General features: G+C 54.5%; 24 protein-coding genes and 2 pseudogenes. 11 read left to right on the top strand and 15 right to left on the bottom strand.

The window, feature by feature from the left end; genetic code table 11:
• Positions 1–225 precede the first annotated feature (225 nt).
• Positions 226–1,398, bottom strand: a complete 1,173-nt coding sequence (gene nasR / locus ACOTY5_RS07875; protein ID WP_045142722.1) for a nitrate regulatory protein NasR — start codon at positions 1,396–1,398, stop codon at positions 226–228.
• Positions 1,399–1,471: 73 nt separating this feature from the next.
• Between nasR and ACOTY5_RS07880 the strand changes: the two genes are divergently transcribed.
• The 3 genes from ACOTY5_RS07880 to ACOTY5_RS07890 all read left to right on the top strand — a co-directional run bounded on the left by ACOTY5_RS07880 (position 1,472) and on the right by ACOTY5_RS07890 (position 4,150).
• Complete coding sequence (locus ACOTY5_RS07880) at positions 1,472–1,825, top strand: DsrE/DsrF/TusD sulfur relay family protein (RefSeq protein ID WP_421631889.1); 354 nt, start codon at positions 1,472–1,474, stop codon at positions 1,823–1,825.
• Positions 1,826–1,931: 106 nt separating this feature from the next.
• Positions 1,932–3,716 (top strand): methyl-accepting chemotaxis protein, encoded by a 1,785-nt coding sequence (locus ACOTY5_RS07885; RefSeq protein WP_045142721.1) that lies wholly within the window; start codon positions 1,932–1,934, stop codon positions 3,714–3,716.
• Positions 3,717–3,910: 194 nt separating this feature from the next.
• Complete coding sequence (locus tag ACOTY5_RS07890; RefSeq protein WP_015570352.1) at positions 3,911–4,150, top strand: hypothetical protein; 240 nt, start codon at positions 3,911–3,913, stop codon at positions 4,148–4,150.
• 30 nt (positions 4,151–4,180) lie between these two features.
• Here the strand turns inward: ACOTY5_RS07890 and ACOTY5_RS07895 are convergent, their stop codons facing one another.
• Positions 4,181–4,876 carry a gamma-glutamylcyclotransferase gene (locus tag ACOTY5_RS07895; protein ID WP_045142720.1) on the bottom strand — a complete coding sequence of 232 codons (696 nt, stop codon included), beginning with the start codon at positions 4,874–4,876 and terminating at the stop codon, positions 4,181–4,183.
• A gap of 177 nt (positions 4,877–5,053) precedes the next feature.
• A complete protein-coding gene (gene chaB, locus ACOTY5_RS07900) occupies positions 5,054–5,284 on the bottom strand; it encodes a putative cation transport regulator ChaB (RefSeq protein WP_003856674.1) in 231 nt (76 codons plus the stop codon).
• Between the two features lie 268 nt (positions 5,285–5,552).
• On the opposite strand from chaB, the gene chaA reads away from it, so the two are divergent.
• A complete protein-coding gene (gene chaA, locus ACOTY5_RS07905) occupies positions 5,553–6,653 on the top strand; it encodes a sodium-potassium/proton antiporter ChaA (RefSeq protein ID WP_003856672.1) in 1,101 nt (366 codons plus the stop codon).
• 106 nt (positions 6,654–6,759) lie between these two features.
• Here chaA and kdsA read toward each other — a convergent pair whose 3' ends face one another.
• The 6 genes from kdsA to hemA are packed head-to-tail and all read right to left on the bottom strand — an operon-like array spanning position 6,760 to position 12,063.
• Positions 6,760–7,614 carry a 3-deoxy-8-phosphooctulonate synthase gene (gene kdsA, locus ACOTY5_RS07910; RefSeq protein WP_032653866.1) on the bottom strand — a complete coding sequence of 285 codons (855 nt, stop codon included), beginning with the start codon at positions 7,612–7,614 and terminating at the stop codon, positions 6,760–6,762.
• Positions 7,615–7,650: 36 nt separating this feature from the next.
• Positions 7,651–8,460 carry an invasion regulator SirB1 gene (gene sirB1 / locus ACOTY5_RS07915; protein WP_006810913.1) on the bottom strand — a complete coding sequence of 270 codons (810 nt, stop codon included), beginning with the start codon at positions 8,458–8,460 and terminating at the stop codon, positions 7,651–7,653.
• Between the two features lie 3 nt (positions 8,461–8,463).
• Entirely contained in the window at positions 8,464–8,856 is a 393-nt protein-coding gene (sirB2, locus tag ACOTY5_RS07920) for an invasion regulator SirB2 (RefSeq protein ID WP_017384257.1), read from the bottom strand.
• A complete protein-coding gene (prmC, locus tag ACOTY5_RS07925) occupies positions 8,853–9,683 on the bottom strand; it encodes a peptide chain release factor N(5)-glutamine methyltransferase (RefSeq protein WP_023303859.1) in 831 nt (276 codons plus the stop codon). The genes sirB2 and prmC overlap by 4 nt, the downstream gene beginning before the upstream one ends.
• Positions 9,683–10,765 (bottom strand): peptide chain release factor 1, encoded by a 1,083-nt coding sequence (gene prfA, locus ACOTY5_RS07930; RefSeq protein ID WP_045142729.1) that lies wholly within the window; start codon positions 10,763–10,765, stop codon positions 9,683–9,685. The genes prmC and prfA overlap by 1 nt, the downstream gene beginning before the upstream one ends.
• A gap of 41 nt (positions 10,766–10,806) precedes the next feature.
• Positions 10,807–12,063, bottom strand: coding sequence for a glutamyl-tRNA reductase (gene hemA / locus ACOTY5_RS07935; RefSeq protein ID WP_003856666.1), 1,257 nt, complete (start codon positions 12,061–12,063; stop codon positions 10,807–10,809).
• Positions 12,064–12,264: 201 nt separating this feature from the next.
• On the opposite strand from hemA, the gene lolB reads away from it, so the two are divergent.
• The 4 genes from lolB to dauA all read left to right on the top strand — a co-directional run bounded on the left by lolB (position 12,265) and on the right by dauA (position 16,619).
• A complete protein-coding gene (gene lolB, locus ACOTY5_RS07940; RefSeq protein ID WP_003856665.1) occupies positions 12,265–12,876 on the top strand; it encodes a lipoprotein insertase outer membrane protein LolB in 612 nt (203 codons plus the stop codon).
• Positions 12,873–13,742 carry a 4-(cytidine 5'-diphospho)-2-C-methyl-D-erythritol kinase gene (ispE, locus tag ACOTY5_RS07945; protein WP_017693293.1) on the top strand — a complete coding sequence of 290 codons (870 nt, stop codon included), beginning with the start codon at positions 12,873–12,875 and terminating at the stop codon, positions 13,740–13,742. Before lolB ends, ispE begins: the two co-directional genes overlap by 4 nt.
• Before the next feature lie 125 nt (positions 13,743–13,867).
• Positions 13,868–14,815 carry a ribose-phosphate diphosphokinase gene (gene prs, locus ACOTY5_RS07950; RefSeq protein ID WP_003856663.1) on the top strand — a complete coding sequence of 316 codons (948 nt, stop codon included), beginning with the start codon at positions 13,868–13,870 and terminating at the stop codon, positions 14,813–14,815.
• A gap of 124 nt (positions 14,816–14,939) precedes the next feature.
• A complete protein-coding gene (gene dauA / locus ACOTY5_RS07955) occupies positions 14,940–16,619 on the top strand; it encodes a C4-dicarboxylic acid transporter DauA (RefSeq protein ID WP_032648531.1) in 1,680 nt (559 codons plus the stop codon).
• Here the strand turns inward: dauA and ACOTY5_RS07960 are convergent.
• A complete protein-coding gene (locus tag ACOTY5_RS07960) occupies positions 16,605–17,663 on the bottom strand; it encodes a MerR family transcriptional regulator (protein WP_045142730.1) in 1,059 nt (352 codons plus the stop codon). The two genes, dauA and ACOTY5_RS07960, sit on opposite strands and share 15 nt — an antisense overlap.
• A 121-nt stretch (positions 17,664–17,784) precedes the next feature.
• Complete coding sequence (gene ychH, locus ACOTY5_RS07965) at positions 17,785–18,060, bottom strand: stress-induced protein YchH (RefSeq protein WP_003856655.1); 276 nt, start codon at positions 18,058–18,060, stop codon at positions 17,785–17,787.
• 274 nt (positions 18,061–18,334) lie between these two features.
• Here ychH and pth point away from each other — a divergent pair, with 274 nt between their 5' ends.
• Together pth and ychF are read left to right on the top strand one after the other, a co-directional pair.
• Positions 18,335–18,919: an aminoacyl-tRNA hydrolase gene (gene pth, locus ACOTY5_RS07970; protein WP_045142731.1), complete on the top strand. Its 585-nt coding sequence runs from the start codon at positions 18,335–18,337 to the stop codon at positions 18,917–18,919.
• Positions 18,920–19,045: 126 nt separating this feature from the next.
• Complete coding sequence (gene ychF, locus ACOTY5_RS07975) at positions 19,046–20,140, top strand: redox-regulated ATPase YchF (RefSeq protein ID WP_003856650.1); 1,095 nt, start codon at positions 19,046–19,048, stop codon at positions 20,138–20,140.
• A gap of 71 nt (positions 20,141–20,211) precedes the next feature.
• On the opposite strand, the gene comJ is transcribed toward ychF, so the two are convergent.
• The 3 genes and pseudogenes from comJ to ACOTY5_RS07990 form a co-directional block, all read right to left on the bottom strand.
• Complete coding sequence (gene comJ / locus ACOTY5_RS07980) at positions 20,212–20,694, bottom strand: competence protein ComJ (protein WP_045142732.1); 483 nt, start codon at positions 20,692–20,694, stop codon at positions 20,212–20,214.
• Positions 20,695–20,986: 292 nt separating this feature from the next.
• A complete protein-coding gene (locus ACOTY5_RS07985) occupies positions 20,987–21,352 on the bottom strand; it encodes a hypothetical protein (protein WP_032634362.1) in 366 nt (121 codons plus the stop codon).
• 19 nt (positions 21,353–21,371) lie between these two features.
• Positions 21,372–22,583: pseudogene (locus ACOTY5_RS07990) on the bottom strand (RHS repeat domain-containing protein); the annotation flags it as partial.
• A gap of 7 nt (positions 22,584–22,590) precedes the next feature.
• Between ACOTY5_RS07990 and ACOTY5_RS07995 the strand changes: the two are divergent.
• Positions 22,591–22,979, top strand: a pseudogene (locus ACOTY5_RS07995) (DUF933 domain-containing protein); the annotation flags it as partial.
• A gap of 59 nt (positions 22,980–23,038) precedes the next feature.
• Here the strand turns inward: ACOTY5_RS07995 and ACOTY5_RS08000 are convergent.
• A complete protein-coding gene (locus ACOTY5_RS08000; RefSeq protein WP_198924011.1) occupies positions 23,039–23,287 on the bottom strand; it encodes a hypothetical protein in 249 nt (82 codons plus the stop codon).
• Between the last annotated feature and the right edge of the window lie 172 nt (positions 23,288–23,459).

A 23,459-nucleotide genomic window follows, 5' to 3' on the forward strand; every position in this document is an offset into this window, starting at 1 on the left:
TTACTCCTGAAAAAAGGCAAAAAAAAGCGCCCGACGGTGCTGAAGCACCGCTGGACGCCTTTATCCCGAAGACGCATGCACCGCCGTTGGCGCATCGTCGAAAATGGTTAATCTGTTAATGCAAAGGTAATGCCAGCTTTTCATCCCCGGCGTTACGGGGTTTCTGCAAGAAGAGCGCTGTTTTACGCACCTCAATCAGGCACAAAATGCCCACTGGCTGTGCAACTACTCCCCAGGGGGTATCTTCCAAAGATTTTTCACCATAAGCAGCGCACGGGCGATATCTACCATGCGTTGGTTTTTATCCATCGCCATTTTGCGCAGCGCGGTCCACGCCTGCTCCTCGCTCATGTTCTGGTGCGTCATCAGCACGCTTTTGGCTTTGTCGATGGTCTTACGCTCCTCCAGCGTGTCGCGCAGGGAAGCAAGCTGACGGGAGAGTTGCTCAATTTCACGCGCCTGCTGGCGCACCAGCGGCAGCAGCGGTTTATCCGGAAATCGCGCCAGGATATCGTCGTGTTCATCGTCTGCGTGCAGGTTTTCGCTATAGCGGCGCTCCTCAACTGCCGTCATCAGATCGGCAATTGCCACCTCCTCCAGCGTGCGCAGGTGCTCAAGGCGCGTGGTTTGCAGGGCAAACCATTTGAGGGCGGTACCGCCGTTATCTGCCGGAGGCTGGCGGGTGCACGCTTCACGCCTGAGTTTTTCAGTCTCCAGACCCGGCTGGCAGTTGAGGATAAACGTCTCCTGCACGTCTGGAGTGCAATGGGAGATAAAAACCTCAAAGCAGGCCTGCTGGCCATCAATGCGATCCACCAGCCGCTGGCGGGTTTCATCGTCAAAGAATCCCTGGGTGAAACCAATAGCCCCCAGCGCCCGCTCTTGTCCCACAAGTTCTTTGCCCTGCATCAGGCTGTAAAGGGCCACAAATCGGCCCGCGATGTGCGGATCGTCAATGCTGTCGCTGAGTTGGGGTACGATACTGAGCAAATGACGCAGTATGCGGCTGTAATGTTCCATCGCCTGCGGCGCGGTGACGCATTGACCTGTAACGCCATCACGCAGCGCCGTTAGCGTCTCAAGGCCGTGCAGTGCGCTGGCAATACGTTCGCACAGGGCGCTGCCCGGCAGCGGTTCGTTAAACTGAAGGTGCAATGCGGCGAGGTTTTCATCCACCAGGGCCCTGCTGGCCTTGCATTCAGGCGCGTACAATTTGCCCTGCGAGCAGAGCCAGACATTTGACGCACCGCGCTCGCACTGTAGCATATGCACCAGTCGACTGATGCCGTTCACCAGTGCGCCCAGCTGCGCCAGTCTGCCGAGCTGTTCCTCGCGCAACATTCTCGCACGCTGGAACCATTCGGTTGCGCCAGGGGAACTGCCAGCCACTATCGTCATCGTTTCTCTCCCCGATACGTATTCTTCGGTACGAGAAGCAATATTCGTGCCTTTTCAAAGAACAGGAGTCAACATGCAGAAGATTGTGATCGTCGCCAACGGTGCGGCCTACGGCAGTGAATCCCTTTTTAACAGCCTGCGCCTGGCAATCGCGCTGCGCGATAAGGAGAGTGAGCTGGAGCTGCGCCTCTTTTTGATGTCCGATGCCGTCACGGCCGGGCTGAAGGGGCAGAAACCCGCAGAGAGCTACAACATTCAACAAATGCTGGAGATCCTGACCGCGCAAAACGTTCCGGTCAAACTGTGCAAAACCTGTACCGACGGGCGCGGCATTACGGGGTTGCCGCTGATTGATGGCGTGGAAATTGGTACGCTGGTGGAGCTGGCTGAATGGACACTTTCCGCCGATAAAGTATTAACTTTTTAATAATAAGCCGCTAAAAATATTATTTTCTTATGGACGCGGTTTCAGCATCAAGTTTACCTGCACCGTTGCCGATAGGCATGGAAACAACACAGCAGGTATTACACTTATGTTCAGATCCATTCGCGCCCGCATCATTGCCGCGACGACAGGCTGTCTGGTCGTCGCCCTTCTTCTTAATACCATTATTAACTTTCAGGTCACGCGCCAGGATAATCAGCAGTCGCAGCGCGATATTCTGACCAGCACCAGCGCCAGCCACAACATGGCGATTGCCGACTGGGTGAACAGCAAAATGACCGTCATCACCTCGGCGCAGCCGGTCGCGCTCAGCGACGATCCGGTTCCGGTGTTTAAACAGCTTGCGCTGGCGGGTGGATTCACCAACGTCTACGTGGGTTATGCCAGCAAAACGGCTAAATTTTCTGACCCAACCGGGGTACCCGCTGATTACGATCCCACCCTTCGCCCGTGGTATCAGCAGGCCGTCAGCGCTGATGGTCCGGTAGTGACTGCACCTTATGTAGACGCGGGCACCGGGAAACTGGTGGTGACGTTCGCGGTACCGGTTAAAGAGCAAGGTGCCCTGAAAGCGGTGGTGGCGGGCGATGTGGCGATGGACAGCGTGGTGGCTAACGTGCGCGGTATTCACCCGACTCCGGCCAGCAGCGGACTGCTTCTGGACAGCAACGGCACCGTTATTGCCGGCAGCGATCCTGCGTTGACGCTTAAGCCTTTTACGGAGACGATCAAAGGGACCGATTTTGCCACCCTGAAAAGCGGCAACCTGGTTGACGGAACGTTTAACGGACGTGAAAACACGTTCCTGGCCACCGCCGTACCGGGGACGCACTGGCTGCTGGTTGTGGCGCTCGATAACGGCGATGCCACCGCCGGGATGCGGTCATTGCTAAAAGCATCTGCACTGTCTCTGGCGATCCTTGCCCTGCTGAGCGGAGCCCTCATGCACCTCCTGATTGCCCGCCTGCTTAAGCGGCTGTCCGGTATCCGTGACGCGATGAACAGCATTGCCAACGGTACTAACGATCTGTCGCAGCGTCTGCCGGATAAGGGGGGCGATGAAGTGGCGCAAATTGCGCAGGCGTTTAACGCCTTCAGCGATAAGCTTTCTGTGGTGATGGTCCAGCTGCGTGATGCCAGCGCCTCAGTGAAAAACGCCGCGCATGAGATTGCGGCAGGTAATCAGGATCTTTCCGGGCGTACCGAGCAGGCGGCATCAAGCCTTCGCGAAACCGCCAGCGCCGTGGAAGAGATCACGGCCTCCGTTACGCAGTCAAACGAGTCGGCAGCAGAAGCGAACGAACAGGCGAGCAAGGCCTCTGCCGCCGCATCCCGCGGCGGCGACGTCGTCGCTCAGGCCATCAGCACCATGCAGTCCATCGAACTGGCTTCCGCGAAAATCGGCGATATCACCAGCGTCATTGACGGCATCGCCTTCCAGACCAATATCCTGGCGCTTAACGCCTCGGTGGAAGCGGCGCGTGCCGGGGAACAAGGCCGTGGGTTCGCGGTCGTTGCGGGGGAAGTACGTAACCTGGCCAGCCGCAGTGCTCAGGCGGCGAAGGAGATCAAATCCCTTATTGATTCCACCACCGAAAGCGTAGCAACCGGCTCCCGGTTTGTGCACCTTGCGGGCGACAGCATGGATGAGATCCGCGCCAGCGTCGGGAGCGTGTCTGGCATTATGCGTGAAATATCCATTGCCACCCGGGAGCAGATGAAAGGGATCCATGAGATTAACCACGCGGTGACTCACCTGGATCGCATGGTGCAGCAGAACGCCGAGCTTGTTGTACAGTCTGCTGCGGCGGCCAGCGCGCTGCAAAGCCAGGCGGGCGACCTTGCTGAGACCGCTGGCCATTTCCGCATATAATTTTTCCCGGGCGCGCGTTAAGCAGGGTAAACGCGCGTCCGCTGAAAGGTTTCAGGGATTTTGTCATTTTTGTTTAATCGTTGCGCCATTTTTTGATCGAAATCAGCATCCCACCCCTGCCCCTTTGGTGTTATGCAATGAGTAAATTGTGAACAACATCACGCTCGGGATGGGCAAAAACGACGGGGTATAAAATGGCACGAGTTAAAACGAGTCTGAAACTGTTTGGCGGGGATACGGTAGTGGTACGTTGCTCAGAGCGTTGCCGCATCCATCTGATGAGTACAAAAGGACAGAAGCAATCGCAGGCAGATATCCTTACCGTCCAGGACGATAAGGCCTGGCTGACGGTGCCTTACACCGGCACCTGGGATGTGCTGATCGACAGCCACAGCCAGTCGCTCGAACATTCCGTAAGTTACGTGGCGGCATAACCGTAAACGCCCGGTCAGCCGGGCGTATTATCAGGCAAAACCCGGCCGCAGCGTATTGCTGAGCGGGTTCCCTTCCAGCAGCGCTTTCACCTTCACCACCAGCTCACTCAGACAGTCGTCCTGCATGCCGAGACGCGTCAGCTCCTGATCGAGCGAGAAAAGGTACTGGGCGTTAGTGCCCAGCGGTCCGCTGGCGGCGGCAATCAGCGGGGCAATCACCTGGGTTCGGGTATCGACTTCATACAGCGGGTGGCGCGGATCCATAATGAACACCAGCGCGTTGACGGTGCGCCCGTCATCCAGTTCCAGCTTGCACCAGCTGGGCATATAGCAGCCGGTGATCATCTCGCGCTTCCACAGCAGCGTCAGCTCATCTTCCAGCGTGGTATCCGGCAGCCGGTATGCCACGCCCGTGGTGCGCCCGCCCTCTTTTAGTGCAAGCATGCGGCCAGGCTGACAGGCGCTGCCACGTCCGGCGGTCAGGCGCAAACAAAAGGCGCGGTGCCACCCAGGCAGCGTTCCGGTTGCTGATTCAACAAATTCGAGCGCCGGGTTCCACATCAGCGAGCCGTAACCAAAGATCCAGACCGGGCCATCATCCGGGCGGCAGGCCAGCGTTGCCGCAAGCGACGCCGCACGTTGTTCAGCCGACCACAGAAGCGATTCCTCAATAGCACCAAATGCCGTCTTACAATCTGCCTTCATCAAGAAATCACGCGTTAACACATTCCACCTCCGCCACTGCATGCTTCCTTGCGACATCTGTAATTCGCCTTCCCGGCATTCTGTGCTGTTCATTTTAACAGCAGTTGAGCAACGATAAGCAATTCGCGGGCCAGATGCAATACAGCGGCAGGTCAACCGCCTGAAATGTCAAAATGGAGGCAGCGTGTTATTTGGCGGCTATTTCTTTTTGTGCCATTTATCATCGTCCCCTTTCTCATAGTCATTTTTCACGGCGGCCCAGGCCACCTTATGCGCCGTCTCTTCACGGCTGGCATCGTCCCGGCGATCTTCTTTATCTTTGTACTGATCCCAGGCGCTGTTAAAGGCTTCTTTGTAGATATCCTGGGCGTGGGCAGGCAATACGTTTTGCACGTTATCCGGTAATTCGCTTTTCGATTTGTATGGCATTGTTAACCTCTCTTTTGGCTAAAAGATAAGTGTGGACGACGATACGCGAGGGTGCCACCCGACAGAAAGAAATGAACAATATAAAAATGCAATTCATTGTTATTAAACTAATATTTAAAAGAGATAAGGCATTATAAGCCTCAGACATAAAAATTATAATAAAGGGTAAAATTAAGTAAAAAATACAGGGTATTTAACAGATTTCTGTTAATTTAATACCTTTAAAATCTATCTATAATTACAAGCACCTGCATTGTTGGAGAAACACATGACAGCAACACACGAGGCGGTAAAAACCCGCCACAAGGAGACCTCTCTCATTTTCCCGGTTCTGGCACTGGCTGTGCTGCTCTTCTGGGGAAGCAGTCAGTCATTGCCAGTGGTTGTGGGGATCAATATTCTGGCTCTGGTGGGTATTTTAACCAGTGCATTTAGCGTGGTACGCCATGCGGATGTTTTAGCCCACCGTCTTGGAGAGCCGTATGGGTCATTAATTTTAAGCCTTTCGGTTGTGATTCTTGAAGTCAGTTTAATTTCCGCATTAATGGCCACCGGCGACGCCGCGCCAACGCTAATGCGCGATACGCTCTACTCCATCATTATGATTGTTACCGGCGGCCTGGTCGGTTTTTCACTTTTATTAGGTGGTCGCAAATTTGCCACCCAGTACATGAACCTCTTTGGCATTAAACAGTACCTGATCGCCCTGTTCCCGCTGGCGATTATTGTGCTGGTGTTCCCGATGGCGCTGCCGGGTGCAAATTTCACCACCGGCCAGGCGCTGCTGGTGGCGCTGATTTCCGCGGCGATGTACGGCGTGTTCCTGCTGATCCAGACCAAAACGCACCAGAGCCTGTTTGTTTACGAGCATGAAGACGACGGCGACGACGATGATCCGCATCACGGTAAGCCGTCGGCCCACAGCAGCGCGTGGCATACGGTTTGGCTGATCGTGCATCTGATTGCCGTTATTGCGGTCACCAAGATGAATGCGAACCCGCTGGAGGCGCTGTTAACTGAACTGAACGCGCCGGTCGCCTTTACCGGTTTCCTGGTGGCCCTGTTGATCCTGTCGCCAGAAGGTCTGGGAGCGCTGAAAGCGGTGCTCAATAATCAGGTGCAGCGGGCGATGAATCTGTTCTTCGGCTCCGTTCTGGCGACCATCTCCCTTACCGTTCCGGTGGTGACGCTGATTGCCTTTATGACGGGGAATGAATTGCAGTTTGCGCTGGGTGCGCCAGAGATGATTGTGATGGTGGCATCCTTGCTGCTGTGCCAGATTTCCTTCTCCACCGGCCGCACCAATGTGCTGAACGGCGCGGCGCATATGGCGCTGTTTATTGCGTATCTGATGACGATATTTGCGTAATTTTTTTGCCGGGTGGCGCTGCGCTTACCCGGCCTACAAAACCCATAGGCCCGCGCAAGCGTAGCGCCGCCGGGCAAAGAAAAACCCGCCGAAGCGGGTTTTTTTATTAGTTGCTGGTATCCAGCTCGTCGAAGCTCTTCACCAGATCGTCAATCGCTTTGATCTGTTTCAGGAACGGCTCCAGCTTATCCAGCGGCAGCGCGGATGGACCGTCGCATTTCGCGTTAGCCGGATCCGGGTGCGCTTCAATAAACAGACCCGCCAGGCCGGTTGCCATACCGGCGCGGGCCAGTTCGGTCACCTGCGCACGACGCCCGCCAGATGCGGCGCCAAACGGGTCGCGGCATTGCAGGGAATGGGTCACGTCGAAAATCACCGGAGACTGGTTAGAGACGTTCTTCATCACGGTGAAGCCCAGCATATCCACAACCAGGTTGTCATAACCGAAGTTTGAACCACGGTCGCACAGGATCACCTGGTCGTTACCGCCTTCGATAAACTTGTCAACGATGTTACCCATCTGGCCTGGGCTCACGAACTGCGGTTTTTTCACGTTAATCACGGCACCGGTTTTCGCCATCGCTTCTACCAGGTCAGTCTGGCGAGCGAGGAACGCCGGAAGCTGAATCACGTCTACCACATCAGCCACGGGCTGTGCCTGAGACGCTTCGTGCACGTCGGTGATCACTTTCACGCCAAACGTCTGTTTCAGCTCCTGGAAAATCTTCATCCCCTCTTCCAGGCCCGGGCCACGGTAGGAGTGAATGGAGGAGCGGTTGGCTTTGTCAAAAGAGGCTTTAAACACGTACGGGATGCCCAGCTTTTGGGTCACGGTCACGTAGTGTTCGCAGATGCGCATAGCGAGATCGCGGGATTCCAGAACGTTCATACCGCCAAACAGCACGAACGGCAGGTCGTTTGCCACGTTGATATCACCAATGCTAACCACTTTTTGTTTCATAGGATCGCCTTATTCAGGTGTGAATCGGAATTAAGATTAATGCAGTGTAATGTGTTTATGCGCGATCGCGTTAATCTGCGCGCGGATCATCTCGCTGATCGGGTCTTCCGGACATTGCTCGACGAAATAATTCAAATCATTCAGCGCCACGTGCTCGCAGTCGAGCTGCGCATAAATCAGGCCGCGGTCGCGGATTTCGTACGGATCTTCCGGATTGAACTGCAACAGCACTTCGCTTGCGCGCAGAGCCAGCTCCATCTGACGCTCTTCCATCAGCGCAGACTTCAGCGTATCCAGGAGCTTGCGGATCACTTCGGCGTTATCGGCTTCATCGAGATCTTCATTGAACAGCTCAGCTATCGGGCTGATGTTGCCTTTCAGCCAGACGTCCAGCGTATGCTCATCCAGCGTGTCGCCGTTAAACGGATTGATTAACCACATCTCACCGTCCAGCCACTCCGCCCGCAAAATCATCTGCGTCGGGAAAATGACCGGCACCAGTGGAATATCCAGCTCGTGCGCAACCCACAGTAAAATGGCGCCCAACGCGACGGCACTGCCCTGACGATTTTTCAACACCTGGTCCAGCCACAGTGCGTCAGACAGGCGGTACACGCCTCGCGTGTCGCAGAAACCCCATTCGCCGTAGAAAAGCTCAATCAGCTTCTCTAATTGCCAGTCCTGCGGACGGGCCTGATTGATCTCTTCGCGCGCCAGGCTGACCAGATTCTCCAGTTCAGCGTAAACGTACTGTGACGTAAAATCGTCGCGGATCATCTCTGAAATCAGGATCATACCATCGCAGAGCGGCACTTTGTTAAATTCGAAATCGGCTAAGGACCTCATGACTTACCCCAGTAACGGTATTCTTGTGGTGGCGAGTTTAATGATGATGTACAGCACCACCAGACCCAGCAAAAAGGCGATAAACCCTGTCTGCTGGCTGCGCGGACGATGACGCCCAAGCGCGATAAAACCCAAAACGATGTAGATGATAACGCCAAACAGCTTTTCAGTCAGCCATGCGCCTTTATCAGTAAATGGCAGATAGCCGGTTTTCCACATTAACCCGGCTCCGGAAAGGAACAGCACCGTGTCGATACAGTGCGGGGCGATGCGTACCCAGCGGGCGTTAATCAGCGGATTGTTGCTGTAGCGCCACCAGTAGCGGGCAATGAAAAAGCCGATGGTCAGGGCAACGGAAACCAGGTGAACGGAGATCAGCAGCGTAAACAGGCTCATGACCACTGCCCCAGCGTCAGACGTTCATTGCCGCCGTAATCCCGGCAGGTTTCCACGGCAGCGTATCCGGCACGCGTAAACAGCGCTCGCACCGCCTCTCCCTGCGTCCAGCCATGTTCCACCAGCAGCCAGCCACCGGGAAGCAAATGTTGTCGTGACGTTGTCACAATGTGATCGAGATCCGCAAGTCCCTGATTCGCAGCGACCAGCGCGGTTAACGGTTCAAAACGCACGTCGCCCTGCGCGAGATGCGGATCGTCTTCGTCGATGTAGGGCGGATTGCTGACAATCATTTCAAACATGCGGCTTTCAAGCGCGGCAAACCAGCTGCTTTGCAGAACGGAAACATTGTTCAGCCCCAGCCGTTCAACGTTGCGCCGCGCGAGGGCGACCGCATCAGGCATCACGTCTACCGCCGTCACGGTGCAGTCCGGTCGCTCGCTGGCAAGCGCCAGCGCAATCGCGCCGGTGCCAGTACCGAGATCGAGGATCTGACACGGCTGCGCCGGTAACCGCGCCAGCGCCTGCTCCACCAGACACTCGGTGTCCGGGCGCGGGATCAGCGTGGCCGCTGAAACGTACAGCGGAAGTGACCAGAACTCGCGTTCGCCAACCAGATGCGCCACCGGCTCGCCGGTTTTACGGCGGGCAAGCAGCGCCTCCAGCTGCGATTGCTGTTCAGCGGTCAGCGCGGTTTCGCCGAAGGCCAGCAGATATGTGCGGGCTTTACCCGTCACATGCTCAAGCAGAATTTCGGCGTCGCGCTTCGGGCTTTCACTTGCAGAAAGCTCACTGGCGGCATGGCGTAACCAGCGCTGAAAATCCATTAATCCTGCTCGGACAGTGCCGCCAGCTGGTCGGCCTGGTATTCCTGCACGATAGGCTCAATCAGCATATCGAGCTTGCCTTCCATCGCCTCATCCAGACGGTACAGCGTCAGGTTGATGCGGTGGTCGGTTACGCGACCCTGCGGGAAGTTATAGGTGCGGTTACGGTCGCTACGATCGCCGCTGCCCAGCAGGTTACGGCGGGTAGAGGCTTCCGCCTGCTGACGTTTCGCCATTTCCGCCGCGTGAATGCGCGCGCCCAGCACGGATAACGCTTTAGCCTTGTTCTTGTGCTGGGAACGTTCATCCTGACACTCAACCACAATCCCGGTGGGCAGGTGAGTAATACGGATAGCGGAGTCGGTGGTGTTAACGTGCTGACCACCTGCCCCTGAAGAGCGGAAGGTGTCGATGCGCAGATCCGCCGGGTTGATATCCGGCAGTTCCGCTTCCGGCAGCTCCGGCATCACCGCCACCGTACAGGCTGACGTATGAATGCGTCCCTGAGATTCTGTCGCAGGCACGCGCTGCACGCGGTGACCACCGGATTCAAACTTGAGACGACCGTACACGCCGTCACCGCTGATCTTGGCGATAACCTCTTTGTAGCCGCCATGCTCGCCTTCGTTGGCGCTCATGATCTCCACGCGCCAGCGACGGGATTCGGCATACCGGCTGTACATACGGAACAGATCCCCGGCGAACAGCGCCGCTTCGTCGCCACCGGCACCGGCGCGGACTTCCACAAAGGCGTTACGCTCATCATCCGGATCTTTCGGCAGCAGAAGCACCTGAAGCTGCTGCTCCATCTCTTCTGAACGCGCTTTTGCGTCCTGCAACTCTTCCTGCGCCATCTCGCGCATCTCAGGATCGTCGAGCATCATCTGCGCGGTTTCGATATCTTCCTGGACCTGTCGCCAGTCGGTAAAGCATTTTGAAACATCACTTAACTGCGCGTATTCACGCGACAGCGCGCGAAAACGTTCCTGGTCGGCAATGGTCCCGGCATCACCGAGCAGCGCCTGGACTTCTTCATGGCGCTCGTGCAGAGCTTCCAGTTTAGCGACGATAGAAGGCTTCATAGGCGTAAATGCACCTTGTCTTAGAAAATGGGTATAGGGCGCTATTCCAGCCCGAGGCTGTTGCGCAGAATAGTCAGGCGTTCATCGTCCCCGTCACGGGCGGCCTGCTGAAGAGATTTGGTTGGGGCATGGATCAGGCGGTTGGTCAGTTTCCAGGCCAGATCCTGCATAATCGCCTGCGCGTCGCCGCCCTGTTCAAGGGCCGCTAACGCTTTGGCCGTCAGGTCATCACGCACCTGCTCCGCCTGACCGCGGTATTCGCGGATGGTCTCGCTGACGCTTTGCGCGCGCAGCCAGGCCATAAATTCGCTGGTTTCCTGTTCAACGATGGTTTCCGCCTGCACAGCCGCCGCCTTACGCTGGGCAAGGTTGTGCGAAATGATGCTTTGCAGGTCATCCACGCTGTACAGGTAGGCGTTCGCCAGTTTGCCCACTTCCGGTTCGACATCACGCGGAACGGCGATATCCACCAGCAGCATCGGCTGATTGCGGCGGGATTTCAGCGCACGCTCGACCATCCCTTTCCCGATAATCGGCAGCGGGCTGGCGGTAGAACTGATAATAATGTCCGCCTCTTTCAGACGTTCATCGATGTCGCTCAGCGCAATCACCTCAGCGCCCACTTCATCTGCCAGCACCTGCGCACGTTCGCGGGTGCGGTTGGCGATGATCATCTTCTTCACCTTGTGTTCGCGAAGATGGCGCGCCACCAGCTCGATGGTTTCGCCCGCTCCCACCAGCAGTACGGTGACGGTCGACAGGGATTCAAAAATTTGACGGGCAAGGGTACAGGCCGCGAAAGCAACCGAAACCGCACTGGCGCCAATGTCGGTTTCGGTTCGCACACGCTTCGCCACGGAGAATGACTTCTGGAACATTCGCTCCAGTTCGCTGGCTTTCAGATGCCCTTTCTGGGAATCCGCGAAGGCTTTTTTCACCTGCCCAAGAATTTGCGGCTCGCCCAGCACCAGCGAATCCAGCCCGCTGGCCACGCGCATCAGATGGCTGACCGCATCGTTGTCCTGATGCCAATACAGGCTATTGCGCAGTTCTTCTTCGTTGAGGTTGTGGTAGTCGCATAACCAGCGGATCAGCGCCTCGTGCAGGTTATCCTGCTCTTCCACGCTGAGATACAGCTCGGTACGGTTGCACGTCGAGAGCACCACGCCACCCTGCACCATCGGTTGTGCAAGCAGGCTATCCAGCGCCAGGTCGAGCGTATCCGGCGAAAACGTAACGCGTTCTCGCAGTGAAACCGGGGCCGTTTTGTGGTTAATACCGAGTGCTAATAGGGTCATGTTGAGCGGGAGTAGTACCAGCGTTAATAAGGTTAGCAGGACGCATCATACAGGATGCGCGAGATCAATAAAAGAGACTGCCCCCTTTCGGAGTAATAGCTTACGCCACGCTTTGAGATAATTTGAACGTAGACGGTGGCACCCTTCAACGCTAGCATTAACAGTTATAACTGCAACGTATCTCAAGGATTTGTCATCATTATGACCCGAATGATTCGCCTGCTGCCTCTGGCGGCCCTGGTTCTGACCGCCTGTTCCGTTCATCAGCCGAAAGGCCCGGGCAAAAGCCCTGACTCACCGCAGTGGCGTCAGCACCAGCAGGACGTGCTGAAATTAAGCCAGTACCAGACCCGCGGTGCATTTGCTTATCTCTCTGACGAACAAAAAGTTTATGCTCGCTTCTTCTGGCAGCAAACGGGTCAGGACAACTATCGCCTGCTGCTGCTGAACCCGCTGGGCAGCACCGAGCTGGAGCTTAACGCGAAGCCTGGCGAAGCGCAGATCACCGATAACAAAGGCCAGCACTACACGGCAACCGACGCCGAAGAGATGATTGGCAAGCTGACCGGGATGCCGATTCCGCTCAATAGTCTGCGCCAGTGGATCCTTGGCCTGCCGGGTGATGCGACCGACTATACGCTCGACGATCAATACCGTCTGAGCCAGGTGAACTACACCCAGGGCGGTAAAACCTGGAAAGTGGTGTACAGCGCGTATGACAGCAAGACGCAACCGTCGCTGCCGTCCAATATGGAGCTGACGCAGGGTAGCCAGCGTATCAAGCTGAAAATGGACAACTGGATCGTTAAATGATGACCCACTGGCCCTCTCCCGCAAAACTGAACCTGTTTCTCTACATTACCGGGCAGCGCGCTGACGGCTATCACACCCTGCAAACCCTGTTTCAGTTTGTCGATTACGGCGACACCATCTCCATCGAACCGCGTCAGGACGGGCAGATTTGCCTGCTGACGCCGGTCGACGGCGTGGCGCATGACGATAACCTGATCGTGCGCGCTGCTCGCCTGCTGATGAAAACGGCGTCGACGTCGGGTCGTCTGCCGGCGGGAAGCGGTGCGGATATCCGTATCGACAAACGCCTGCCGATGGGCGGCGGTCTTGGCGGCGGCTCATCAAACGCCGCGACCGTACTGGTGGCGCTTAACCACCTCTGGGGCTGCGGTCTGACGACGGACGAACTGGCAGCGTTAGGGTTGACGCTGGGCGCCGATGTACCGGTGTTTGTGCGCGGCCACGCGGCGTTCGCTGAAGGTGTCGGTGAAATCCTCACGCCGGTCGATCCGCCGGAAAAATGGTATCTGATCGTTCACCCCGGCGTGAGCATTCCTACCCCGGTCATCTTTAAAGATCCTGACCTGAAAAGAAATACCCCGGCACGGTCAATAAAAACGTTATTAAATTGTGAATTCAGCAACGATTGCGAGGATATCGCAAGAAAACGTTTTCGCGAGGTTGATGCGGTGCTTTCCTGGCTGTTAGAATACGCGCCGTCGCGCCTGACCGGTACAGGGGCCTGTGTCTTTGCTGAATTTGACACCGAAACCGCCGCCCGTCAGGTGCTTGAGCAAGCGCCGGTTTGGCTGCATGGTTTTGTAGCACGCGGGATGAACACCTCCCCCCTACAGCAGGCCATTCTGGCGCAGACTGAGTTTCGGTGACAACGTCACCCTGTTCCAGACGTTGCATCGCGCTCTTTAATACACCGCCTGGATAGCGTTTGCTTAGGCCCCGCAGTTTGCGGCGAACGCTATCCACCACTGGACGCATGCCTGAGGTTCTTCTCGTGCCTGATATGAAGCTTTTTGCTGGTAACGCCACCCCGGAACTAGCACAACGTATTGCCAACCGCCTGTACACTTCCCTCGGCGACGCCGCTGTAGGTCGCTTTAGCGACGGCGAAGTCAGCGTACAAATTAACGAAAATGTACGCGGTGGTGATATTTTCATCATCCAGTCCACCTGTGCTCCAACGAATGACAACCTGATGGAATTGGTTGTTATGGTCGACGCGCTGCGTCGTGCTTCTGCTGGCCGTATTACTGCTGTTATTCCTTACTTTGGCTATGCACGTCAGGACCGTCGCGTCCGTTCCGCGCGTGTGCCAATCACCGCTAAAGTTGTCGCTGACTTCCTGTCCAGCGTCGGCGTTGACCGCGTACTGACGGTTGACCTCCACGCAGAGCAGATCCAGGGCTTCTTCGACGTGCCGGTTGATAACGTATTCGGCAGCCCAATCCTGCTGGAAGACATGCTGCAACTGAATCTGGACAACCCGATTGTGGTTTCTCCGGACATCGGCGGCGTGGTACGTGCTCGTGCTATCGCGAAGCTGCTGAACGATACCGACATGGCGATCATCGACAAACGCCGTCCACGCGCTAACGTTTCTCAGGTGATGCACATCATCGGTGACGTGGCTGGCCGCGACTGCGTGTTGGTTGACGACATGATCGATACCGGCGGTACGCTGTGTAAAGCCGCTGAAGCGCTGAAAGAGCGTGGTGCGAAACGCGTATTCGCTTACGCCACTCACCCGATCTTCTCCGGCAATGCGGTAAACAACCTCCGTAACTCCGTCATTGACGAAGTTGTGGTCTGCGATACCATTCCACTGAGCGACGAGATCAAAGCGCTGCCAAACGTGCGTACGTTGACTCTGTCCGGGATGCTGGCCGAAGCGATTCGTCGTATCAGCAACGAAGAATCGATCTCTGCAATGTTCGAACACTGATCGAACACGGCCAAAAAACCCGCTACGGCGGGTTTTTTTGTTTATAGTATTTATTTGTATGACTTATGCCTCCTTCACCTGCCATTCACATGACAGATGATGCGCACACGGATGATAGATAATTGTGAAAAACGTAACCTCCTCACATGTTCTGCCCTTTCGCGCCCTCATCGACGCCTGCTGGAAAGAGAAATACACATCGTCACGCTTTGTTCGTGACCTGATAGCCGGGATCACCGTCGGGATTATTGCCATCCCGCTGGCGATGGCGCTGGCGATTGGTAGCGGCGTCGCGCCGCAGTACGGGCTGTACACCTCGGCCGTTGCGGGGATTGTGATTGCGCTGACGGGCGGGTCCCGCTTCAGCGTCTCCGGCCCGACTGCCGCCTTTGTGGTGATCCTCTACCCGGTTTCCCAACAGTTTGGTCTGGCAGGCCTGCTGGTTGCCACCCTGATGTCCGGCATCTTTTTAATTCTGTTTGGTCTGGCCCGCTTTGGTCGCCTGATTGAATATATTCCCCTTTCCGTAACGCTGGGGTTCACCTCGGGGATTGGGATTACCATCGGGACCATGCAGATTAAGGATTTCCTCGGCCTGCAAATGGCCCATGTTCCGGAGCACTATTTACAGAAAGTGGGCGCGCTGTTTATGGCGTTGCCGACGGCCAACCTGGGCGATGCAGCCATTGGCATCGTTACCCTCGGCACACTTATCGTCTGGCCTCGCTTAGGCATTCGTCTCCCGGGGCATCTGCCCGCTCTGCTGCTGGGCTGCGCGGTGATGGGCGTTGTCAACCTGCTCGGTGGACAGGTCGCCACCATTGGCTCCCAGTTCCACTATGTTCTGGCGGACGGCTCACAGGGCAGCGGCATTCCGCAGCTGCTGCCGCAGCTGGTTCTGCCTTGGGACATGCCGGGTTCCAGCTTTACCCTGAGCTGGGATTCCCTTCGCGCTCTGCTGCCCGCCGCATTCTCCATGGCAATGCTGGGTGCGATCGAATCCCTGCTCTGCGCCGTCGTGCTCGACGGCATGACCGGCACTAAGCACAAAGCCAACAGCGAGCTGGTCGGCCAGGGCTTAGGGAACATCGTTGCACCGTTCTTCGGCGGTATTACCGCTACGGCTGCGATTGCCCGTTCCGCCGCGAACGTACGTGCGGGCGCGACATCACCGGTTTCCGCGGTCATTCACTCCCTGCTGGTGATCATGGCGCTGCTGATCCTCGCCCCGCTGCTTTCATGGCTTCCGCTCTCGGCCATGGCTGCGCTGCTGCTGATGGTGGCCTGGAACATGAGTGAGGCGCATAAGGTGGTTAACCTGCTGCGCCGCGCGCCGAAAGACGACATTATCGTGATGCTGATCTGCATGTCGCTGACCGTGCTGTTCGATATGGTTATCGCCATCAGCGTCGGCATTGTGCTGGCCTCGCTGCTCTTTATGCGCCGCATCGCGCAGATGACGCGTCTCTCCCCGGTTAACGTTGAGGTGCCTGACGATGTGCTGGTGCTGCGCGTGATTGGCCCGCTGTTCTTCGCCGCAGCGGAAGGTCTGTTCAGCGATCTGGAATCCCGCATTGCGGGCAAACGGATTGTGGTGCTGAAATGGGATGCCGTCCCGGTGCTGGATGCCGGCGGTCTGGATGCCTTCCAGCGCTTTGTTGTGCGTCTGCCGGAAGGCTGTGAACTGCGGGTGAGTAACCTTGAATTCCAGCCCCTGCGCACCATGGCGCGCGCGGGCGTGCAGCCAATCCCTGGCCGATTGTCCTTCTACCCTAACCGTGAAGCTGCGTTAGCGGATCTGTGAGTCATCTGATGCAGAGACGCGTCTTTGCATCATCACCCCGATCGCCTGCTGGAGCCATTCAAGCACGGCAGGCGTCATCCACGTGCCTTTCATCAGATGCGGCTCCTGCTGCATGGCGAGGCGAAATTTTTGCTGGGTCTGCGGGTTTGTTCCTGCATAGGACTGGAATAAAACCAGCCACTTTTCTGCCAGCTTTTGCGCATCGTCAGAAGCGGGACTGAGATTATCCTGCTGCGCCTGATGCAGCTTCGCCACCAGCGGCGGCCACTCCATCATCCGGTCAAAGTAGTGCGCCCGGGTAAAGGCCATCTCTTCGGCAGTGAGATATTTCTCCCAGATGCTGAGCTTTGATTCGGCAAACGCCCGCGTGATGTAATCAGTTATCTCCGGCGTAATGCCGGTTTGCTCCTGCATCTGCGGCTCCACGCTGTGCATCTCGTTCAGACGGGTCAAAAATTCCGGTTTGCCTGCGGTATCCTGCTCCAGGCGTTCCATCCACCGTGAAGCCAAATCGGTCGCCCGCGCGTCCGTGACGCTGACGTTCTGTTCCAGCAAGTGTTTAACTTCCGTCACCAGACCCGCCCAGATATCCGCCAGCGCCTCTTTCTCTACCGCAAACGGCAGTTGCTGCAACTCTTCTTTGCTAAACCAGCGATCGTACATATTCATTAACTCTAGAGTCTGTAGCCAGGATTCCAGATCCGGCGTCGCATCGTCGGTCAGCCCGGTTCGCAATTCCACCAGCCGGTTGCGCAGCGTATGGATGCTACGCAGTTGCTTGTCCAGCAGAGTGATTTGCCCGTCGAGTAATTCGGCTAATGACAGCGAACGCTGTTCCAGAAAATCCCTGATTTCGGCAAGCTCCAGTCCGGCTTTTGCCAGCGCCTGGATCATATGCAGACGCTGCACATCCGCCAGGTTATAAAGCCGGTAGCCTGCCGCGCTTCTGGCAGAAGGTAACAACAGCCCTGTTTGCTCGTAGTGATGCAAAGTCCGCACGGTGATCCCGGCACGTTTCGCCAGTTCACCCACCTGTATCAACATAACGGCTCCTTTTGTTCTGCCAGTGTCGTTACTCTGAAGCCTTACGTTACGTGAGGGTCAATGCGTCATGCAAAAAAAAAACGACTTCAGATGAAGTCGTTTCGGTGTTCTTTATGGGGCACTAGCTATGCTTGCGCTGGTCGCGGCGGCATCGTTTATCGTAATGGCGCACCCACCAGTATTTATCGCAGACTTCCTCATGTCCGCTCACGCGCGCCCCGGCGAGCCACAATACCGCACCAAGGAAGATACTCAGCACCGCGCCATGCGCAAAGTATTGTGGGAGGTCAAGCTGCGGTAATTGGTTTAAGATTGAATAACCGACACCGGCGACCATCACGAACAGTCCCAACCCCATTAGCACGTTACCGAGCATTGAAGCGTTTTTGCGTTTCATATGTCACCTCCGGAACTTTGGGTTGTCAGGGGAAAAGCCCCTTCTCCTTGTGTGTAAAGTATAGACAACGCCTCTTATATGAGTTGCGTGAATGATCACATTTACTGATCACTCCCGGACAAAAATTTACAAATAAGACATTGAACAGCTTGAAATTCTAATTGTTCAAAGAGGAAATTATTCGCATTTCGGTGTACAACAGGCAGAACTTTGTCAAGCGGCGCGCCAGACAGTAAACTACGCGCCAGATCTGGAACCCATTAGGAAGTAAATCGTGACGATTAAACTGATTGTCGGCCTCGCCAACCCGGGCGAAGAGTATGCCGCTACCCGCCATAACGCCGGCGCATGGTATGTTGATCTGCTGGCGGAGCGTTTGCGCGCTCCCCTGCGTGAAGAACCCAAGTTTTACGGGTATACCTCACGCATCAATCTTGCGGGTGCCGACGTGCGGTTGCTGGTGCCAACCACCTTTATGAACCTGAGCGGCAAAGCCGTGGCGGCCATGGCAACGTTTTATCGCATCAATCCGGATGAGATCCTGGTGGCCCACGACGAACTGGACCTGCCGCCAGGCGTGGCGAAGTTCAAACTGGGCGGCGGTCATGGCGGCCACAATGGTCTGAAAGACATCATCAGCAAACTGGGTAATAACCCTAATTTCCACCGTTTGCGCGTGGGAATCGGCCATCCGGGCGATAAAAACAAAGTTGTTGGTTTCGTATTGGGTAAACCCCCGGTTTCTGAGCAGAAGTTGATTGACGAAGCGGTGGACGAAGCGGCCCGCTGCACCGAGATTTGGCTTCAGGACGGCCTGACGAAAGCCACCAATCGACTGCACGCTTTCAAAGCGCAATAAACGGCGCCCTGGGGCTTTTTTACCGCGCGTCGCGCGGGTTACGTGTATAATAGGCGTAGTTATTTACTTTTCTTCAATCGGTTATCGTTAACGGATTGATTATCAAGATATTAAGGTGATTTAGAAATGGGATTCAAATGCGGTATCGTCGGTCTGCCAAACGTGGGCAAATCCACCCTGTTCAACGCGCTCACCAAAGCAGGTATTGAAGCGGCGAACTTCCCGTTCTGTACCATCGAGCCGAACACCGGTGTTGTTCCTATGCCCGATCCGCGTCTGGACCAGCTCGCGGAAATCGTGAAGCCGCAGCGCATTCTGCCAACCACCATGGAGTTCGTGGACATCGCGGGCCTGGTAAAAGGCGCATCCAAAGGTGAAGGCCTGGGCAACCAGTTCCTGACCAACATCCGTGAAACCGAAGCGATCGGCCACGTTGTGCGCTGCTTCGAGAACGACAACATTATCCACGTTAACAACAAAGTAGATCCGGCTGACGACATCGACGTCATCAACACCGAGCTGGCCCTCTCTGACCTCGATACCTGCGAGCGCGCCATTCACCGCGTGCAGAAGAAAGCCAAAGGCGGCGACAAAGACGCGAAAGCGGAACTGGCTGCGCTGGAAAAATGTCTGCCACAGCTGGAAAACGCGGGCATGCTGCGCGCGCTGAAAAACCTGACTGACGAAGACAAAGCGGCGATCAAATACCTGAGCTTCCTGACCCTGAAGCCAACCATGTACATCGCCAACGTTAACGAAGACGGTTTCGAGAACAACCCGTACCTCGACAAAGTGCGTGAAATCGCTGCGGCTGAAGGTTCTGTAGTGGTAGCGGTTTGCGCTGCCGTTGAATCTGATATTGCAGAGCTGGACGACGCCGACCGCGAAGAGTTCATGGCCGAGCTGGGTCTGGAAGAGCCGGGCCTGAACCGCGTGATCCGCGCGGGCTATGAGCTGCTGAATCTGCAAACCTACTTCACCGCTGGCGTAAAAGAAGTGCGTGCGTGGACCATCCCTGTGGGTGCGACCGCGCCTCAGGCGGCTGGTAAGATCCACACCGACTTCGAGAAAGGCTTCATTCGTGCGCAGACTATCGCGTTTGAAGACTTCATCACCTACAAGGGTGAGCAAGGCGCGAAAGAAGCAGGCAAGATGCGTGCGGAAGGGAAAGATTACATCGTTAAAGATGGCGACGTGATGAACTTCTTGTTTAACGTTTGATTTGTTTTGAATGAAAAAAATCCACGCTTTGGCGTGGATTTTTTTTCGTTCTTATTTAGTTATTATTAACGTTAAAAAACACCTTCTTTGAGTGGATTATCTTTTTTTCCGCCCCAAGGGTCGTCTAATAAAAACTTAGCTGTGACAGTGTCTTTTTCCGGCACAAGAGTGAAATTGTAATAAATTTCATCCCCTTCACAAATCTCATAATAGAGCGAATACGTTTTGTTGGTTACATTTATGTTTATGTCAAATTTCTCTGTCGCAGAAGCCACCTGAAGCTTATTTTTATCTGTAATAAAAAATGGCACTACAATGCAGCGTTGAGCATTTTCATCTAAATTAAAAGCATTCTCTATTTTGATATTTACGTTTGCTCCAAATGCGTCCTCTGGTAAAGGATCAAAAATAACATAATCTTTATGAATCACAGCGCCTTGAGATACATTACCTTTGCCCCACTGGCTCAGTTTTTCATCATAGTCTCGTGATCGTAGCAATATTTGACTATGTGTGATAAGTAGATCAACTGTTTGTATGTTTTTATTATTCATTATTTTACCTTGACTTTTATTCTTGTAACATCTGGCAATTCTGATAAAACATTACCAATATAATATTTGAAGCCGCACCAGAGTTACTGCCTTTCTACATAAGTTATCAGCTCCAGCGTACCGCTGGGCAAACCGTGGAATCAGAAGTTCTCCGTCGCTTCAAGGCTGACAATACGGGCCAGCAAAGTTTATTATCTGGATAGCTATGGCTAAGAATATGATGAGCCTCGTGTTTAGTGTTATGATTGTATTAAGCCACAAAAACTTTACTTTAAAATGGCTTTATCAGATTCTAATAAGATGGCGCCATTCTTGTTATCACTTTTTTATCCAAGTCTAAAGAATAATGCCAATCATACCAACCATTTATTTTTTCAGAAAAGGAGCAGACAATCAAAACCTCTTTTTTATCGTTTAATGTCAAATAAGAAAAAGACGCACCTTCTGGAGGCGCAAATGTTGAAAGCAAAGTCCCATCAATATTTAAAACAGTTAATAACACGGGTAAGGGTAATGGTTTACTCAATACAAAAATTAATTTTCTCTTTTCATCTATCATTGCCAGATCTAAATCATCTATAACGATAGCTACTTGGTGTGTATTATATATCCAATGCAATTCATTCTTTTCTTTATCACAGGTAAAATTATTAATCATTTTAATCTCATTTTATAACTTAGGGCTTGAGCAACGACTCGTCAATAACTTCCAAATAATTCATGCGTTCTGCAGGTGGCACAGCCATTTCGACTTGTGAACCGCCGCCAGGCAGATATACATTCGCACCTTTATCAACTTGAGGTCCAACTGCACCAATTTTAACTGGTAATGGTTTCTTAACTTCATAAGTTATTACTCTATCAATATCCGGTTTCCATTCCATCTTCACAGCGAGCTCATTTCTAACATATGAAGCATTAGGAATATCGTCAAATGTAGCAAACCCTCTAGGTCTCGTCGCTGGCTGGCCTGGAGATACGGCCATTTTTACTCGAGTCCCTGGGACTAATGTTGCATCTAAAGGAGGCTCATTTAATGGCCAAGGTGATTGTTCATTCACTAATTTGTTATAAGCAGAAGCCGCTTCAGTTGATGATTTGAAACGACCTTTATGCTGCCGCTGAAAATCATTCCAAGTATTAGTTCGCCCACATCGTAAACCTAATGGATCCACCCAACCCAGCGCATTCGGCGCATACTGGTAAAGGTTTATCCCCCCCGCCAGCCCTATCGGGTCCTGCTGCGTAAACCGCCCGCAGTCCGGGTCGTAATACCGGAACAGATTGTAGTGCAGCCCTGTCTCACGGTCCTGGTATTGCCCCTGCATCCGCAGGTTCTGAGAATATCCTGATACCTGCGTCTCGCTTTCCCGCAGCAGCTTGCCCCAGGCGCTGTTCACCCCTTCCCAGCGCACCTGCCCTTCGCTATCCGTCATCCGCTCCGGCGTGCCGTTGGGCTGGCAGTGGAACCAGAAAATCTCCGGAGCATCAACGCCGTCAATGCGCGCCAGCGGGTCGTAGCTGTTCTGATCGCTGTAGACGTAGGTCAGCGGCACATCCCCGTGCACCTCCTGCAACAGCCGGAACCCTTCCCAGACAAACCGGGTGGTGACTGGGTTACCGGTTGGCTGTCCACCCACCATCTGGCGACGCGTTTTGCTGAAGCGTCGTCCGAGTGGGTCATAGCGGAAGCTGACCTGCGTCTGCGGCCTGTTGCGGTCCCGCGGCTGGCTGATGACCTCCGTCAGGCGGTGCTCGCCGTCGTAGCGGTAGTGCCATCGGGTCTGGCCGTTATCCTTCTCCACGGTGCGGCCATGGATGTCATAGCGCCAGCGAATGCCATTCAGCTGCGTCAGGCGGTTGTGCGTGACCTTCTCAGCAGACTCTTCAGGCGATAAAGGTTCTGTAGTGGTAGCGTTTTGGAACGCGGTTGAATCCGATATCGCTGAAATGAACGACGCCGATCGTGAAAATTTCATGGCCGAGCAGGGTCTGAACCGCGTGATCCGCGCGAGCCATGAGATGCTCAGCCTGCAAACCTACTTCACCGCGGGCGTAAAAGAAGTGCGTGGACCATCCCTGTGGGTGCGACTGCGCCTCAGGCGGCTGGTAAGATCCACACCGACTTCGAGAAAGGCTTCATTCGTGCGCAGACTATCGCGTTTGAAGACTTCATAACCTACAAGGGTGAGCAAGGCGCGAAAGAAGCAGGCAAGATGCGTGCGGAAGGGAAAGATTACATCGTTAAAGATGGCGACGTGATGAACTTCTTGTTTAATGTTTGATTTGTTTTGAATTAAAAAAATCCACGCTTTGGCGTGGATTTTTTTATAGAGTAACGAACTTATCCCCTTTTGCGCAGATAGAACTCCAGATATTTTTTAGGTCTATCCTGAAACGCACGCTCTTTGCTGTAGTTATAAGCATCGTTAAAATATTTATACGCTTCCTCGAATTGATTCAACTCATAACAGACCATGCCGAGATCGATTAAGGGTGCAGTGTCTATATCCGATCCACGTGTCCGTAATGTCGTCTCTCCCCATTTCTCTGCCTCAGCGTAATCCGCGAGATCAAAATATGCGCTGTACATGCAAGCAGAGATCCAGTTGGCGAGCTCCCATTGGAGCTTTGGCTCAGGAAGAGCTTGCCAGGCTTTTTGGTATTGCTCTAAAGCCTCGACGTATTTTTTATCATCGTGAAACTCGTTTCCTTGTCCAATAGTATATTATTATAGATATTATCATACTTAAGCTCTTGCCCTT

The organism is Enterobacter cloacae complex sp. SHL018 (assembly GCF_049237905.1).
GTDB lineage: Bacteria > Pseudomonadota > Gammaproteobacteria > Enterobacterales > Enterobacteriaceae > Enterobacter > Enterobacter hormaechei_C.

Excerpts from the sequence above, each read along its gene's own strand:
- ACOTY5_RS08000 (WP_198924011.1), bottom strand. The coding sequence starts at position 23,287 with ATGTACAGCGCATATTTTGATCTCGCGGATTACGCTGAGGCAGAGAAA.
- ACOTY5_RS07985 (WP_032634362.1), bottom strand. The coding sequence starts at position 21,352 with ATGATTAATAATTTTACCTGTGATAAAGAAAAGAATGAATTGCATTGG.
- chaA (WP_003856672.1), top strand. The coding sequence starts at position 5,553 with ATGACAGCAACACACGAGGCGGTAAAAACCCGCCACAAGGAGACCTCT.
- ispE (WP_017693293.1), top strand. The coding sequence starts at position 12,873 with ATGATGACCCACTGGCCCTCTCCCGCAAAACTGAACCTGTTTCTCTAC.
- kdsA (WP_032653866.1), bottom strand. The coding sequence starts at position 7,614 with ATGAAACAAAAAGTGGTTAGCATTGGTGATATCAACGTGGCAAACGAC.
- hemA (WP_003856666.1), bottom strand. The coding sequence starts at position 12,063 with ATGACCCTATTAGCACTCGGTATTAACCACAAAACGGCCCCGGTTTCA.
- sirB2 (WP_017384257.1), bottom strand. The coding sequence starts at position 8,856 with ATGAGCCTGTTTACGCTGCTGATCTCCGTTCACCTGGTTTCCGTTGCC.
- prfA (WP_045142729.1), bottom strand. The coding sequence starts at position 10,765 with ATGAAGCCTTCTATCGTCGCTAAACTGGAAGCTCTGCACGAGCGCCAT.
- ACOTY5_RS07880 (WP_421631889.1), top strand. The coding sequence starts at position 1,472 with ATGCAGAAGATTGTGATCGTCGCCAACGGTGCGGCCTACGGCAGTGAA.
- ychF (WP_003856650.1), top strand. The coding sequence starts at position 19,046 with ATGGGATTCAAATGCGGTATCGTCGGTCTGCCAAACGTGGGCAAATCC.
- comJ (WP_045142732.1), bottom strand. The coding sequence starts at position 20,694 with ATGAATAATAAAAACATACAAACAGTTGATCTACTTATCACACATAGT.
- ychH (WP_003856655.1), bottom strand. The coding sequence starts at position 18,060 with ATGAAACGCAAAAACGCTTCAATGCTCGGTAACGTGCTAATGGGGTTG.
- ACOTY5_RS07885 (WP_045142721.1), top strand. The coding sequence starts at position 1,932 with ATGTTCAGATCCATTCGCGCCCGCATCATTGCCGCGACGACAGGCTGT.
- ACOTY5_RS07960 (WP_045142730.1), bottom strand. The coding sequence starts at position 17,663 with ATGTTGATACAGGTGGGTGAACTGGCGAAACGTGCCGGGATCACCGTG.
- lolB (WP_003856665.1), top strand. The coding sequence starts at position 12,265 with ATGACCCGAATGATTCGCCTGCTGCCTCTGGCGGCCCTGGTTCTGACC.
- prmC (WP_023303859.1), bottom strand. The coding sequence starts at position 9,683 with ATGGATTTTCAGCGCTGGTTACGCCATGCCGCCAGTGAGCTTTCTGCA.
- ACOTY5_RS07890 (WP_015570352.1), top strand. The coding sequence starts at position 3,911 with ATGGCACGAGTTAAAACGAGTCTGAAACTGTTTGGCGGGGATACGGTA.
- sirB1 (WP_006810913.1), bottom strand. The coding sequence starts at position 8,460 with ATGAGGTCCTTAGCCGATTTCGAATTTAACAAAGTGCCGCTCTGCGAT.
- nasR (WP_045142722.1), bottom strand. The coding sequence starts at position 1,398 with ATGACGATAGTGGCTGGCAGTTCCCCTGGCGCAACCGAATGGTTCCAG.
- chaB (WP_003856674.1), bottom strand. The coding sequence starts at position 5,284 with ATGCCATACAAATCGAAAAGCGAATTACCGGATAACGTGCAAAACGTA.